Consider the following 13,249-nt stretch of genomic DNA (forward strand, 5'->3'; position numbering starts at 1 on the left):
CCGCCCGACGTTCGGGCGGAGCCTCCCTTTGCTGATAGGATTGAGCGGACAGGTTGGCAGACAGGGTTGAATTGATGGAAGAAACCTCAGCGGTCCGCAGGCTGGACCGGCTCGGCGTGGTTCTGGTGGCCGGCGGCATTGCGGCGACGGCCCTGATGCCCTTCATCTATGTGAAGGCCAACCGTATCGCCGCCGGCAAGCCGATGCTGCTCACGCAGCTTCTTCCCCAGCCTTCCGTCATCATCCTGACCGTGCTTCTCCTTCTCACCGCTTTCGCCGCGCTGCTGCTCACCAACGCCCTTGCCCGGCTTACGGTCGCGACGCTCTGCCTTGCGGCGCTGATCGTTGCGATCGGCCTCGTCTCGGCGGCGGCGACGCCGCCCGGCAGCACGGTGGCGCGGATGACGCCCGGCGGCGGTTTCTGGGTGCTGTTTGCCGTCATCGGGCTCGTGATATCAGATGCGCTTGTCAAAATCCGGCTGGCGCCGTGGATGCGGGTCGCAGCCCTTGCGGCCTATACGGCGCTGCTGTTCCTCTCGCTCACGTCAGGCCTGCTCGACAGCCTTTCGATCATGAAGGAATTTTCCACACGGGCTGCGCAATTCGAGACCGAGGCGATTTCGCATCTGCTGCTGGCCTTCGGCTCGCTCGCCATCGCCATCATTCTCGGCCTGCCGCTCGGCATCCTCTGCTTCTGGGTGCCGAAGCTGCGGGCCATCGTGCTGCAGGGGCTGAGCCTCATCCAGACGATCCCGAGTCTGGCGCTCTTCGGCCTGCTGATGCTGCCGCTCGGTTATCTCGCCACCCATGTGCCGCTGGCCGCTGCCATCGGCATCCGCGGCATCGGCACGGCGCCGGCATTGATCGCACTGGTGCTCTATTCGCTGCTGCCGATCGTCGCCAACACCGTCGTCGGCCTGCAGGGCGTCGACCCCGCGGTGCGCGACGCGGCCGCCGGCATGGGACTGACGCGCTTGCAGATCCTGACCCGCATCGACATGCCGCTCGCCTTCCCCGTCATCCTCACCGGCATCCGCATCGTGCTGGTGCAGGCGATCGGCATGGTGACGATCGCCGCGCTGATCGGCGGCGGCGGCTTCGGCATCTTCATCTTCCAGGGGCTCGGCCAGACGGCCATGGACCTCGTCCTGCTCGGCGCCGTGCCGACCGTCTTCTTCGCTTTCTCATCGGCCGTCATCCTCGATGCGGTCATCGACAGCATCCGGGGATCCGCCGCATGAGCATGATCGAGATCAGGAACGTCACCAAGCGCTACGGCACGGCCACCGTCGTCGACGACGTCTCGATGAAGGTCGAGAAGGGTGAGATCACCGTCATCGTCGGCACCTCGGGCTCGGGCAAATCGACGCTGATGCGGATGATCAACCGGTTGGTGCCGATCACCGAAGGTCAGATCTTCGTCGGCGGGCAGAATGTCATGGACGTTGAGGTGACCGAGCTGCGCCGCAAGATCGGCTATGCCATCCAGGGCCACGGCCTGTTTCCGCACCGCACCGTGGCGCAGAATATCGCCACTGTCCCGCAGCTTCTCGATTGGGATTCCGCCCGCATCGCCAAACGGGTCGAGGAACTGCTCGGGCTTTTCAACCTCGATCCGGCGACCTTTGCCGACAAATACCCGCACCAGCTTTCCGGCGGCCAGCAGCAGCGTGTCGGCGTCGCCCGGGCGCTGGCGGCCGAGCCGGAACTGCTGTTGATGGACGAACCCTTCGGGGCGCTCGACCCGGTCATCCGCGGCAAGGCGCAGGACGATCTGCTGGCGATCCAGAAGCAGTTCGGCACGACGATCATTCTCGTCACCCACGACATGGACGAGGCCTTCCATCTCGGCAACCAGATCGCTGTCATGAGCCAGGGCCGATTGCTGCAATGCTCGACCCCGGAAAAGATCCTCACCGAGCCGGCCGATCCCTTCGTGCAGCAATTGACCGGCACCTCCGACCGGGCGCTGAAGCTGATGTCGCTGCTGCCGCTCAAGGAAAGCATGGCGCCGGCAAAAAGCGGTCTCGCCTATGCCCTGCCGCAGTCGCTCAGCCTGCGTGATGCGCTGGCCGAAATGATCTGGCAGGGGGTCGACGAGGCGGCCGTTGAGAACGGCGAGAAGGCGGCTGTCGGGTCGATTTCGATGAGCCGGCTTCTCGAACTGGGCCGCAAGGCATGAAACTCCTCGTCGCCAATCTCTTCCGCCTGGCGGCGCTCGCCCTGCTCTTGATCCTGCTGTTCAGGACGGAGTGGCTTTCCTTCCTGCTCACGCCGTTGACCAACAACAATGCGCCCGCCGTCTATACGCAGAACAGCCTTGCCTCGCTGGCCGTCGGCCATCTGCAACTGGTGATCGGCTCGATTGTCTGCAGCGCCGTGCTTGCCGTTGTCGGCGGCATTTTCGTGACGCGGGAAAGCGGGGCTGACTTCCTGCCGCTGTCGCGCGCCATCGCCAATGCGGGGCAGACCTTTCCGCCGGTCGCGGTGCTGGCGCTCGCCGTTCCCGCCACCGGCTTCGGCGCCATGCCGACGCTGATTGCGCTCTTTCTCTATGGTCTGCTGCCGATCTTCGAAAACACCGTCGCCGGCTTGAAACAGGTTTCGCCGCAGGTGCTCGATGCCGCCGACGGCATGGGCATGAACGGCACGCAGCGGCTGTTTCGCGTCGAGCTGCCGCTTGCCCTGCCGCTGATCCTCGAAGGGCTGAAGGTGGCGACCGTGATCAATATCGGCACGGCGACGATCGGCTCGACGGTTGCGGCAAAGGGTCTCGGCGAGGTGATCATCGCCGGGCTGATTTCCGACAATACCGCCTTCATTCTGCAGGGCGGCCTGATCGTCGGCCTGATGGCGGTGCTGATCTATGACGCCATGGGCCTGGTCGAAGCGGCGATCACCCGAAGAATCGGCTTGCGCCCGGCGTAAAAGGACGGGTACCAAGTGCCACAGCGTCCTTTGCGCGTCTGAAAAGACGCGCGGCGCTGTCGTGGAATGGGAGGCAGAATTGGCGAAGATGATCCACTCGATGATCCGCGTTCTCGACGAGGCGCGCTCCGTCGACTTCTACGGCAAGGCCTTCGGCCTTTCGGTCGCCGACCGCGTCGATTTCGAAACCTTCACGCTGATCTATCTGAGCAATGCCGAGACCGGCTTCGAGCTGGAGCTGACCGTCAACAAGGGCCGGACCGCGCCTTACGAGCTCGGCAATGCCTATGGTCATCTCGCCGTCTCGGTCGAAGAGGTGTCGGTCGAACGCAAGCGGCTGTCGAACCTCGGGCTTCATCCCGGCGAACTGGTGGAGCTCAACCGCGACGGCAAGCTCTTCGGCCTGTTCTTCTTCATCAGCGATCCCGACGGCTACAAGATCGAAGTGCTGCAGCGCCACGGCCGGTTTCTCTGACGCTTCTTGCGGCGACATAGTTCTACTCCACACCTAATCCCACAGCTTCGAGCGGCATGAATCAGGAGCCCGCCCATGATCGAGAAGACCGCGCTCAATTCCGGCTGGACGCTTACCTGTAACGATACAGGAAGATCCGGCCTGCCGGCCGCGATACCCGCAACGGTGCCGGGCTGCGTGCATCTCGACCTGCTCGCCAACCGGCTGATCCCCGATCCCTATATCGACGTCAACGAGATCACCAATGACTGGATCGGCAAAACCGACTGGACCTATCGCTGCAGCTTCGAGGCAATGCCTGATGATGGCAAGGTATGGGAACTCGTCTTCGACGGGCTCGATACGGTCGCGGTGATATCCCTCAACGGCGAAGAGATCGGCCGCACCTTCAACATGCACCGCACCTATCGCTTCGATGTGTCGGAGCTGCTGAAGGCCGGGAGCAACGAACTCACGGTCACCTTCCGCTCGGCCTACGCCTATGGCGCGCAGATGGAGAGGCATTACGGCTACCGCCCCAACAACTATCCGGGACCGGGCAATCTGATGCGCAAGATGGCCTGCAATTTCGGCTGGGACTGGGGACCGACGCTGGTGACGGCAGGTCTCTGGAAGCCGGTCCGGCTGGAAAGCTGGGATCAGGTGCGGCTTGCCGAAACGCGCGTATCCGCAACGCTTGCCGGCGGCGATGGGTTGATCAAGGTCCATGCCAGGCTGGCGCGGCATGGCGACAAGGCGCCGTGCAAGCTCGTCGCCGCAATCGGCGGCGTGACCCAGACGGTGGCAATCAATGCTGACGAAGACGAGAGCGCCTTCGAGCTTACCCTCCCCTCGCCGCAGCTGTGGTGGCCGCACCATCTCGGCGCGCAGCCGCTCTATCCGATGACGCTGAGGCTGGTCGACGAGGCCAGCGGCGATCTGCTCGACAGCTTTGAACGCGAACTCGGCTTCCGCTCGCTGCGGCTCGACACCTCGGCCGACGAACACGGCTCGGCCTTCACCTTCGTCGTCAACGACGTGCCGCTGTTCATCTGCGGGGCGAACTGGATTCCGGACGATTGTTTCCCCCCGCGGGTGACGGCCGAGCGTTATGCCGCGCGGATCGAGGAGGCAAAGGCCGCCAACATCCATCTGCTGCGCGTTTGGGGCGGCGGCATTTTCGAGGCCGACGAATTCTATCAGGCCTGCGACCGTGAAGGCATGCTGGTCTGGCAGGATTTCCTCTTTGCCTGCGCCGCCTATCCGGAGGAGGAGCCGCTCAGAAGCGAGATCAAGGCGGAGGTGCGTGACAATGTCGTGCGGCTGATGCCGCATGCCTCGCTGGTCCTCTGGAACGGCAATAACGAGAACATCTGGGGCTTCGACGAATGGGGCTGGCGGCCGATCATCAAGGCGGGCGAGAGCTGGGGGCTCGGCTATTATCTCGACCTGCTGCCCAAACTCTGCCGCGAACTCGATCCCGACCGGCCCTATTATCCCGGCAGCCCCTATTCCGGCTCGATGGAGATCGAACCCAATGCCGACGGCCATGGCTGCAAACATATCTGGGACGTGTGGAACGATGTCGGCTACGAGGTCTACCGCAATTACATCCCGCGTTTCTGCTCCGAATTCGGCTGGCAGGCGCCGGCCGCCTGGGCGACGATCGAAGAAAGCGTGCACGACCAGCCGCTGACGCCGCAATCGAACGGCGTCTTCCACCATCAGAAGGCGACCGAGGGTAATGACAAGCTGATCCGCGGCCTTGCCGGCCATCTGCCGGAGCCGCAGACGATGGACGACTGGCATTTCGCCACCCAGCTCAACCAGGCGCGCGCCATCCGCTTCGGCGTCGAGCACATGCGCTCGCACCGGAATGTCTGCAAGGGCGCAGTGGTCTGGCAGTTCAACGATTGCTGGCCGGTGACCTCATGGGCGGCGCTCGATTCGGCCGGCCGCCGCAAGCCGCTCTGGTATGCGCTGAAGGCAGCCTATGATCCGCGCCTGCTGACGATCCAGCCGCGCGGCGACGGGCTTGCGGCGGTGGCGGTCAACGAACGCACCCTGTTCTGGCGGGCGAAGATCAGCGGCAAACGCCTGAAGCTCGATGGCACCGTGCTTGCTGAATTCGAATTCTGGCGGCTGCTCTGCGACCGCTTCGAGGCCAAGGAATTTCCGCTGCCCAAGGATATCGTCACTCCCGGCTTAGCGAAGGACGAGCTCATCGTCGTGCAGATGCTGGACAGGCGGGCCTTCCATTATTTCGTCGAGGATATCGAGCTTGCCTTGCCGGCACCGCGGCTGGCGGTCGATGTCACCAGCATTGAGGGCGGGTATCAGGTCAAGGTGACGGCGCAAAATTTCCTCAAGGATCTCTGCCTGATGGCGGATCGGCTGGATCCGGATGCCGTCGTCGATTCGATGCTGATGACGCTGTTGCCGGGCGAGAGCCATGTCTTTGCGGTCAAGACGGCGAAGGCGATCAGGGCAGAGGATATTGTCATCGGCACCGTGCTGCGATCGGCCAATGATCTTGTTGTCGGTTCGCGCTAGCTGCCCCTCACCCTAACCCTCTGCCCGTAAACGGGTAGAGGGACGAGCCGAGAGCGGTCGCGTACATCCCCTTCGCCCCGTTTACGGGGAGAAGGTAGCGGCAGCCGGATGAGGGGCTGCCGAGCCACGACATTTGTCACCAAACACCAAAAAGGCCCCGCATGCCGCGGGGCCCTTCCAGCTCGGCCTATCGGACGACGTTACATCCAGTAGGGCGGCACGCCGTAGTAATCATAGACCCGGCGGCCATTATCGTTGTACCAGGTGTCGTCATCGTCCGAATAGCTCGGGGCGCCTTCGATCTGCTCCTTGGTCAGGTCGATGCGATAGCCGTCCAGTTGGGTGTCGTAGTTCAGCTTTTCCCAGGGAAGCGGATAGTGATCGTGGCCGATGCCCAGGAAGCCGCCGAAGCTCAGCACGGCATAGGCGACGCGGCCGTCGAGTTTTCCGATGATCAGGCGTTCGATCGAGCCGATATGCCTGCCATCCGAACCATAAACACGGGTGCCTTCGACACGGTCGCTGGCGATCATCGCATGCGTGCCCTCGACGTTCGGGTCGCGGCGGGTGGCGTCAGTATCCTGGTTCAACATTGTGCACCTCCTTTTGGTGTTTCCTCATAGTGAGTCTACAGGATCAACGTCATGGCCGACTCAAAGTTCCCCAGCCTTCCTACGATCCGGCGATGGCCGAATGTTGACGTTTACGTCAAGGTTAGTATAGCTTCATTCGGCTTGAACCGTTCAGGCAATGGCATAAGCTGCCGGACTGGAAGACGGAGGATCTTTCCGGTCAATATGGGCCAGACGATTGCTGGCTCAGCGGCGGCCGCAAGGGAGAGAGGATACGATGAACAGCATTTCCGTCCATCCGAACGGAGCCAAACCCGACAAGCCCTGGCTTGCCAGCTATCCCGATGTCGTTCCGGCCGAACTCCCACCTCTGGAATATGCCTCGCTTGCCGAAATGCTGGAAAAATCCTGCGCCCGTTACGCCGACCGGACGGTGTTTTCCAGCATGGGCAAGGCGATGCGCTATCGTGAACTGGAGAGCAAGACGCGCAAACTCGCCGCCTGGCTGCAGAGCATCGGCCTCGAGAAGGGCGATCGCGTCGCCGTGATGATGCCGAACGTGCTGCAGAACCCGATCGCCACCTACGCCATCCTGCGCGCCGGCCTCGTCGTGGTGAACGTCAACCCGCTCTATACGCCGCGCGAACTCGAACATCAGCTGCGGGATTCCGGCGCCAAGGCGATCTTCGTGCTGGAGAATTTCGCCCGCACGGTGGAGCAGGTGCTCAACAAGACGGATCTGCGCCATGTCGTCGTCACCTCGCTCGGCGAAATGCTGGGACCCAAGGGGCTGATCGTCAATTTCGTCGTGCGCAAGGTGAAGAAGCTCGTTCCCTCCTGGTCGATCCCGCAGCACAAGAGCTTCGGCCAGGTGCTGCGCGAAGGGGCGGGAAAGAAGCTTGCGCCGGTGACGCTTGCCGGCGGCGATATCGCCTTCCTGCAATATACCGGCGGCACCACGGGCGTTGCCAAGGGCGCGGTGCTGACGCATGCGAACCTGCTCGCCAACAAGCAGCAGCTGTCGCTCTGGCTCCGCTCGGCCTTCGAGCGCAAGAAGCAGCCCGAGGTGCTGAATTTCCTCTGCGCCCTGCCGCTCTACCATATCTTTGCGCTGACGGTGAATTCGCTGATGGGCATGTCGCTCGGCGCCCACAATATCCTGATCGCCAATCCGCGCGACATTCCCGGTCTCGTCAAGGAATTCGGCAAATCCGACGTGCATATCTTCCCCGGCCTCAACACGCTGTTCAATGCGCTGATGAACAATGCCGATTTCGCCAAGCTCGACTTCTCCCCGCTGATCATGTCGCTCGGCGGCGGCATGGCCGTCCAGCGGCCGGTCGCCGACCGCTGGCTCAAGATGACGGGCACGCCGGTGACGGAGGGCTACGGCCTTTCCGAAACCTCGCCTGTCGCCACCGCCAACCGTTTCGATTCGGCCGAGTTCACCGGTACGATCGGCCTGCCGCTGCCCTCCACCGACCTCGACATCCGCGACGAGGAAGGCAATTCGTTACCGCTTGGCCAGGTCGGCGAGATCTGCATCCGCGGGCCGCAGGTGATGGCCGGCTACTGGCAGAAGCCGGAGGAGACGGCGCGGGTGATGACCGATGACGGCTATTTCCGCTCGGGCGACATGGGTTTCATGGACGAACGCGGCTATACCAAGATCGTCGACCGCAAGAAGGACATGATCCTGGTCTCCGGCTTCAACGTCTATCCGAACGAGATCGAGGAGGTCGCCGCCATGCATGCCGGCATTCTCGAGGCCGCGGCCATCGGCGTGCCGGACGGACATTCGGGCGAGGCGGTCAAACTCTTCGTCGTCAGGAAGGATCCGAACCTGACCGAGGCGGAGGTGAAAGCCCATTGCACCGCCAATCTCACCAACTACAAACGGCCGCGCTTCATCGAGTTCCGCACCGAACTGCCGAAGTCGCCGGTTGGCAAGATCCTGCGCAAGGACCTGCGCGGCTGAATTTGACGAATTCAAAGTGTTACAGCGTCCTTTGCACGTCTTTGGGACGCGCGGCGCTCTAATGAAATTGAGGGCCATCCGCTCACCGCGGGTGGCTTTTTTCTATTTCGGCAGGTGGCTGAACTTGATTTGCGGGTGATAAAGCGAATAGTTTCCGCAACCCTTTCCGCCTCCAAAGGAGCCTCCCATGAACGCCATCGTCGAACAGCTGAAAAGCACCGCTGATGCCACCAAGGCGACCGATATCCGTGCCGCCTTCGCCGCCGATCAGCAGCGCTTTTCGCGTTTTTCCGTTTCGCTTGACGACCTGCTGATGGATTTTTCCAAGACGGCGGTGAATGACGATATCCTCAAGCTGCTGGTGAAGCTTGCCGAAGACGGCGGCGTCGAGAAGAAGCGCGAGGAAATGTTCTCGGGCAAGGCGATCAATTTCACCGAGGACCGCGCCGTTCTGCACACCGCGCTGCGCAACCGCTCCAACACGCCGGTGCTGGTCGACGGCAAGGACGTCATGCCCGACGTCAATGCCGTGCTTGCCGCCATGGGCAAGTTCGCCGACGAGATCCGCTCCGGCGCGCTGAAGGGCGCCACCGGCAAGGCGATCACCGATGTCATCAATATCGGCATCGGCGGCTCGGACCTCGGCCCTGTCATGGCGACGCTGGCGCTTGCCCCCTTTCATGACGGCCCGCGCGCCCATTTCGTCTCCAACATCGACGGCGCCCATATCGCCGATATCCTGAAGCTGGTGCAGCCGGAAACGACGCTGTTCATCGTCGCTTCGAAGACCTTCACTACCGTCGAGACGATGACCAATGCGCAGACGGCGCGCAATTTCATCGCCAGGGCGCTCGGCGAAGCGGCCGTGCAGCACCATTTCGCCGCCGTCTCGACGGCGCTCGACAAGGTCGCTGCCTTCGGCATCGACAGCGCCCGCGTCTTCGGCTTCTGGGACTGGGTCGGCGGCCGCTACTCCATCTGGTCGGCGATCGGCCTGCCGCTGATGATCGCCGTCGGGCCGGAGAATTTCGGCAAATTCCTCGATGGCGCCCATGCCGTCGACAATCACTTCCGTAAGGCGCCGATTACCGAAAACCTGCCGATGCTGCTCGGCCTGATCGGCTTCTACCACCGCAATGTGCTGGGCTACCCCACCCGCGCCATCCTGCCCTACGACCAGCGCCTGTCGCGCTTCCCGGCCTATCTGCAGCAGCTCGACATGGAATCGAACGGCAAGGGTGTCACCATCGACGGCACGCCGGTCGAGGGCAATTCCGGCCCGGTCGTCTGGGGCGAACCCGGCACCAACGGCCAGCACGCCTTCTACCAGCTCATCCACCAGGGCACGAGCATCATCCCGGCCGAATTCATGATCGCCGCCAATGCCTTCGAGCCGGAGCTGCGTCACCAGCACCAGCTGCTCATCTCCAACGTTCTCGCCCAGTCGGAAGCCCTGATGAAGGGCCGCACCTTCGCGGAAGCCAAGAAGCAGCTGACCGACAAGGGCATGGACGACAAGAAGGCCGATTTCATCGCCCCGCACCGCGTCTTTACCGGCAACCGCCCATCGATCACCTTCGTCTACGACAAGCTGACCCCCTACGCCCTCGGCCGCCTGATCGCGCTTTACGAACACCGCGTCTTCGTCGAAGGCGTGCTCTTCCGCATCAACTCCTTCGACCAGTGGGGCGTCGAGCTCGGCAAGGAACTGGCAACCGGCCTGCTGCCGGTCGTCGAAGGCAAGGAAAGTGCGGCAGGCCATGATTCCTCGACGCAGGGCCTGGTTGCGGCGCTGGCGAAGCTGGCGAAGTAAGCGGGCGAGATTACCCCTCACCCTGACCCTCTCCCCGTTCTGACGGGGCGAGGGGACCTGCCAAACGCAGCGTCAATGGGGATGGGGAGGTGGCCGCAGCCGGATGAGGGGCGAAGCGGGCTTTAACCTTACATACCAATCTCATGCACCCAGAGCGGATTGGCGCCAGCATGGTCATTGCGGCCCGCAAATGGTGAATTGATGACGGCCTGCCTGAAGCATCCCTGTCGATGGGGCCTGTGGCGCAAAACCGGATTGAACTTTCTTCTAATAGAAAATTTTAGAAAGAATTCTTTCAATCTGCCGCCATCGCCCTAGATTCAAGCAAAATATGTGCGCAGGGTACTTCCGACGACATGGCCTACAAGCCGGGGGCGATGCCCCGTTTCATTGTTTCCGCTGGCGTATGCACCGGGCCACTTTCGTCCGGATCCGCTCTTTCGCGCCCAGTTCGGGAGATTGCCCGAGACGCTCACCATAGAGCGTTTTCACGATCCATCTTCACCAAAGGAAATTCATGAGCCGTCTTATCGTCGTTTCCAATCGTGTTCCCATGCCGGCCAAGGATGGGAGCGCCGCGGCCGGCGGCCTGGCGGTCGCGCTGCAGGCAGCCCTGCAGGCGCGCGGCGGCATCTGGATGGGATGGTCGGGAGAGTCGAGCGGAGACAGGGAGCCTGGCCCGCTGTCGCAACTGCAGAAGGGTAACATTACCTATGCGCTGACCGATCTCACCGACACCGACGTCGAGGAATATTATCGCGGATTTGCAAACCGTGTTCTCTGGCCCATCTGTCACTACCGCCTCGACCTCGCCGAATATGGCCGAAAGGAAATGGCCGGTTATTTCCGCGTCAACCGGTTTTTCGCGCACCGGCTGGCGCCGATGATCGAGCCGGACGACATCATCTGGGTTCATGACTACCACCTCATTCCGCTGGCCGCCGAACTGCGCCAAATGGGGCTGAAGAACCGGATCGGCTTCTTCCTGCACATTCCCTGGCCGCCGGCCGACATTCTCGTCACGATGCCGGTCCATGAAGAAATCATGCGCGGGCTCTCGCATTACGATCTCGTCGGCTTCCAGACGGACTACGACCTCCAGAACTTCGCCGGGTATCTCAGAAGGGAAGGCATTGGCGACGACCTCGGAAATGGATCGTTCGATTCACATGGGCGGATATTCAAGGCGGGCGCCTATCCGATCGGTATCGAAACCGCGGGCTTCGCCGACTTCGCCGAGAGCGCCGCAAACAATGTCATGGTGCAAAAGACCCGGCGCAGCATCGAGGGCCGCGACATGATCATCGGGGTCGATCGGCTCGATTATTCCAAGGGCATCATTCAGCGGCTGGAAGCGTTCGAACGCTTCCTCACCGGCAATCCCGCCTATCAGAACAAGGTCACCTATCTGCAGATCACGCCGAAGTCGCGATCGGAAGTTCCCGAATACGAGCATATGCAGAAGATGGTCGCCGAGCAGGCCGGCCGCGTCAACGGCGCCATCGGGACGGTCGACTGGGTGCCTATCCGCTATGTCAACCGTTCGATCAACCGCACCGTGCTCGCCGGCCTCTACCGCCTGGCGACGATCGGGCTGGTCACGCCGTTGCGCGACGGCATGAATCTCGTCGCCAAGGAATATGTCGCCGCCCAGAATCCGGATCGCGCGGGCGTTCTGGTGTTATCGCGCTTCGCCGGCGCGGCTCGGGAGCTGAAGGGTGCGCTGCTGGTCAATCCCTACGATGTCGAAGGCACTGCCAATGCGATTGCCAGGGGCCTTGCCATGTCGCTTGGGGAGCGCCGCGAACGCTGGAGCATGATGATGGAGCATCTGCTCTCTCACGATGTCTCGCTTTGGTGCGAAAACTTCTTGCGGGACCTGGTGACCGCTCCCGAACTTCCCCGGACAATCGCCTGATCGATCAGCGTCCAGCCGTCATCGCAAAAAGCCTCGCACCGTCCCCGGCGCGAGGGTTAAAGCCCGATCTCATGCGTCCAGGGCGGATTGGCGCCGGCGCGGGAGACCGTGACGGCGGCGGCTTTGGCGCCGAGGGCCAGGGCGTTGTGGAGTGCCTTTTCGTCGAGCGAGGCGACCTGAGGCTTGGTCAGCAGACCATCCATCTTCAAGGAAGCCAGGATTCCGGCATCGAAGGTGTCGCCGGCGCCGACCGTGTCGACGACGGTGACGCGTTGGCTCGGGACCGTGACTTTACGCTCCTTGGTATAGCCGGAAGCACCTTCCGCACCCTTGGTGATGACGACGAGCTTGGCGCCGTGGGCAAGCCAGTGGGCGGCGAGCGTATCGTGGTCGCCTTCCAAGCCGAACCATTCGAGGTCCTCGTCGGAGAATTTGACGATGTCTGATTTGGCGGCCATGCGCTTGATGCGGGCCATATGCGACGGCTTGTCCTTGATGAAACCGGGACGGATATTCGGATCGAGCGAGATGACGCGGCTTGCGGCTTCGCGGTCGAGAAGCGCCTCGTAGGTTTCGCCGCAGGGGCTGGGGATCAAGCTGATGGCGCCGAAATGCAAGGCTTCGCAATCATCGCCCAGAACAGGCAGGTCGGCCGTGGTGATCATCCGGCCGGCCGTGCCCTCGTCGTAAAAGGCATAGGTCGCCTGGCCATTGACCAGCTTGACGAAGGCGATGGTCGAGGGACGCGGCGTGATGGCGCACGGGCTGTAATCGACATTGCTCGCCTTCAACGTCGCGAGCAGGATTTCGCCCATCATGTCATCGGCAATGCCGGTGAAGAAGGCGGTGGGGATGCCGAGGCGGCCGAGCGCGATCGCGGTGTTGAAAATCGCGCCGCCGGCATAGGGCGCAAAGCCCTTTTCGCCGAGCGTCGTGTCCCTCGGCAGCATGTCGATCAAGGCTTCGCCGCAGCACAAAATCATCGTATTCCTCCCAACAGCACTGATATGTCCATCAATCGATTAAGTGAGCT

At 62.4% G+C, this 13,249-nt stretch carries 10 protein-coding genes; 8 read left to right on the plus strand and 2 right to left on the minus strand.

Annotated elements, in window-relative coordinates; all coding sequences use genetic code 11:
• Window positions 1-74: 74 nt before the first annotated feature.
• The 5 genes from ACMUVN_RS27075 (at window position 75) to ACMUVN_RS27095 (ending at window position 5,935) form a co-directional block, all read left to right on the plus strand.
• On the plus strand, window positions 75-1,241 hold the full coding sequence (locus tag ACMUVN_RS27075; RefSeq protein WP_414815694.1) for an ABC transporter permease: 1,167 nt from the start codon (window positions 75-77) through the stop codon (window positions 1,239-1,241).
• Complete coding sequence (locus ACMUVN_RS27080; RefSeq protein ID WP_414815695.1) at window positions 1,238-2,182, plus strand: ABC transporter ATP-binding protein; 945 nt, start codon at window positions 1,238-1,240, stop codon at window positions 2,180-2,182. Before ACMUVN_RS27075 ends, ACMUVN_RS27080 begins: the two co-directional genes overlap by 4 nt.
• Complete coding sequence (locus ACMUVN_RS27085; RefSeq protein ID WP_028756622.1) at window positions 2,179-2,928, plus strand: ABC transporter permease; 750 nt, start codon at window positions 2,179-2,181, stop codon at window positions 2,926-2,928. The genes ACMUVN_RS27080 and ACMUVN_RS27085 overlap by 4 nt, the downstream gene beginning before the upstream one ends.
• Window positions 2,929-3,007: 79 nt before the next feature.
• Entirely contained in the window at window positions 3,008-3,403 is a 396-nt protein-coding gene (locus ACMUVN_RS27090; protein ID WP_414815696.1) for a VOC family protein, read from the plus strand.
• Between the two features lie 75 nt (window positions 3,404-3,478).
• Complete coding sequence (locus ACMUVN_RS27095) at window positions 3,479-5,935, plus strand: glycoside hydrolase family 2 protein (RefSeq protein ID WP_414815697.1); 2,457 nt, start codon at window positions 3,479-3,481, stop codon at window positions 5,933-5,935.
• Between the two features lie 200 nt (window positions 5,936-6,135).
• Here the strand turns inward: ACMUVN_RS27095 and ACMUVN_RS27100 are convergent, their stop codons facing one another.
• Window positions 6,136-6,528 (minus strand): PRC-barrel domain-containing protein, encoded by a 393-nt coding sequence (locus ACMUVN_RS27100; protein WP_028756625.1) that lies wholly within the window; start codon window positions 6,526-6,528, stop codon window positions 6,136-6,138.
• Between the two features lie 256 nt (window positions 6,529-6,784).
• On the opposite strand from ACMUVN_RS27100, the gene ACMUVN_RS27105 reads away from it, so the two are divergent.
• The 3 genes from ACMUVN_RS27105 to otsA all read left to right on the plus strand — a co-directional run bounded on the left by ACMUVN_RS27105 (window position 6,785) and on the right by otsA (window position 12,216).
• The gene (locus ACMUVN_RS27105; protein ID WP_063474761.1) at window positions 6,785-8,485 is read left to right on the plus strand and encodes a long-chain fatty acid--CoA ligase; all 1,701 of its coding nucleotides are present in this window, start codon (window positions 6,785-6,787) and stop codon (window positions 8,483-8,485) included.
• 187 nt (window positions 8,486-8,672) lie between these two features.
• Window positions 8,673-10,298: a glucose-6-phosphate isomerase gene (gene pgi, locus ACMUVN_RS27110; RefSeq protein WP_414815698.1), complete on the plus strand. Its 1,626-nt coding sequence runs from the start codon at window positions 8,673-8,675 to the stop codon at window positions 10,296-10,298.
• A gap of 517 nt (window positions 10,299-10,815) precedes the next feature.
• Window positions 10,816-12,216, plus strand: coding sequence for an alpha,alpha-trehalose-phosphate synthase (UDP-forming) (gene otsA / locus ACMUVN_RS27115; protein ID WP_414815699.1), 1,401 nt, complete (start codon window positions 10,816-10,818; stop codon window positions 12,214-12,216).
• A 56-nt stretch (window positions 12,217-12,272) separates the two neighbouring features.
• Here otsA and ACMUVN_RS27120 read toward each other — a convergent pair whose 3' ends face one another.
• Window positions 12,273-13,199: a carbohydrate kinase family protein gene (locus ACMUVN_RS27120; protein WP_097543242.1), complete on the minus strand. Its 927-nt coding sequence runs from the start codon at window positions 13,197-13,199 to the stop codon at window positions 12,273-12,275.
• Window positions 13,200-13,249 lie beyond the last annotated feature (50 nt).

Source organism: Rhizobium sp. IY2 (assembly GCF_047532935.1).
Lineage (GTDB): Bacteria > Pseudomonadota > Alphaproteobacteria > Rhizobiales > Rhizobiaceae > Rhizobium > Rhizobium anhuiense.

Excerpts from the sequence above, each read along its gene's own strand:
- ACMUVN_RS27075 (WP_414815694.1), top strand. The coding sequence starts at position 75 with ATGGAAGAAACCTCAGCGGTCCGCAGGCTGGACCGGCTCGGCGTGGTT.
- ACMUVN_RS27080 (WP_414815695.1), top strand. The coding sequence starts at position 1,238 with ATGAGCATGATCGAGATCAGGAACGTCACCAAGCGCTACGGCACGGCC.
- ACMUVN_RS27085 (WP_028756622.1), top strand. The coding sequence starts at position 2,179 with ATGAAACTCCTCGTCGCCAATCTCTTCCGCCTGGCGGCGCTCGCCCTG.
- ACMUVN_RS27095 (WP_414815697.1), top strand. The coding sequence starts at position 3,479 with ATGATCGAGAAGACCGCGCTCAATTCCGGCTGGACGCTTACCTGTAAC.
- ACMUVN_RS27100 (WP_028756625.1), bottom strand. The coding sequence starts at position 6,528 with ATGTTGAACCAGGATACTGACGCCACCCGCCGCGACCCGAACGTCGAG.
- ACMUVN_RS27105 (WP_063474761.1), top strand. The coding sequence starts at position 6,785 with ATGAACAGCATTTCCGTCCATCCGAACGGAGCCAAACCCGACAAGCCC.
- pgi (WP_414815698.1), top strand. The coding sequence starts at position 8,673 with ATGAACGCCATCGTCGAACAGCTGAAAAGCACCGCTGATGCCACCAAG.
- otsA (WP_414815699.1), top strand. The coding sequence starts at position 10,816 with ATGAGCCGTCTTATCGTCGTTTCCAATCGTGTTCCCATGCCGGCCAAG.
- ACMUVN_RS27120 (WP_097543242.1), bottom strand. The coding sequence starts at position 13,199 with ATGATTTTGTGCTGCGGCGAAGCCTTGATCGACATGCTGCCGAGGGAC.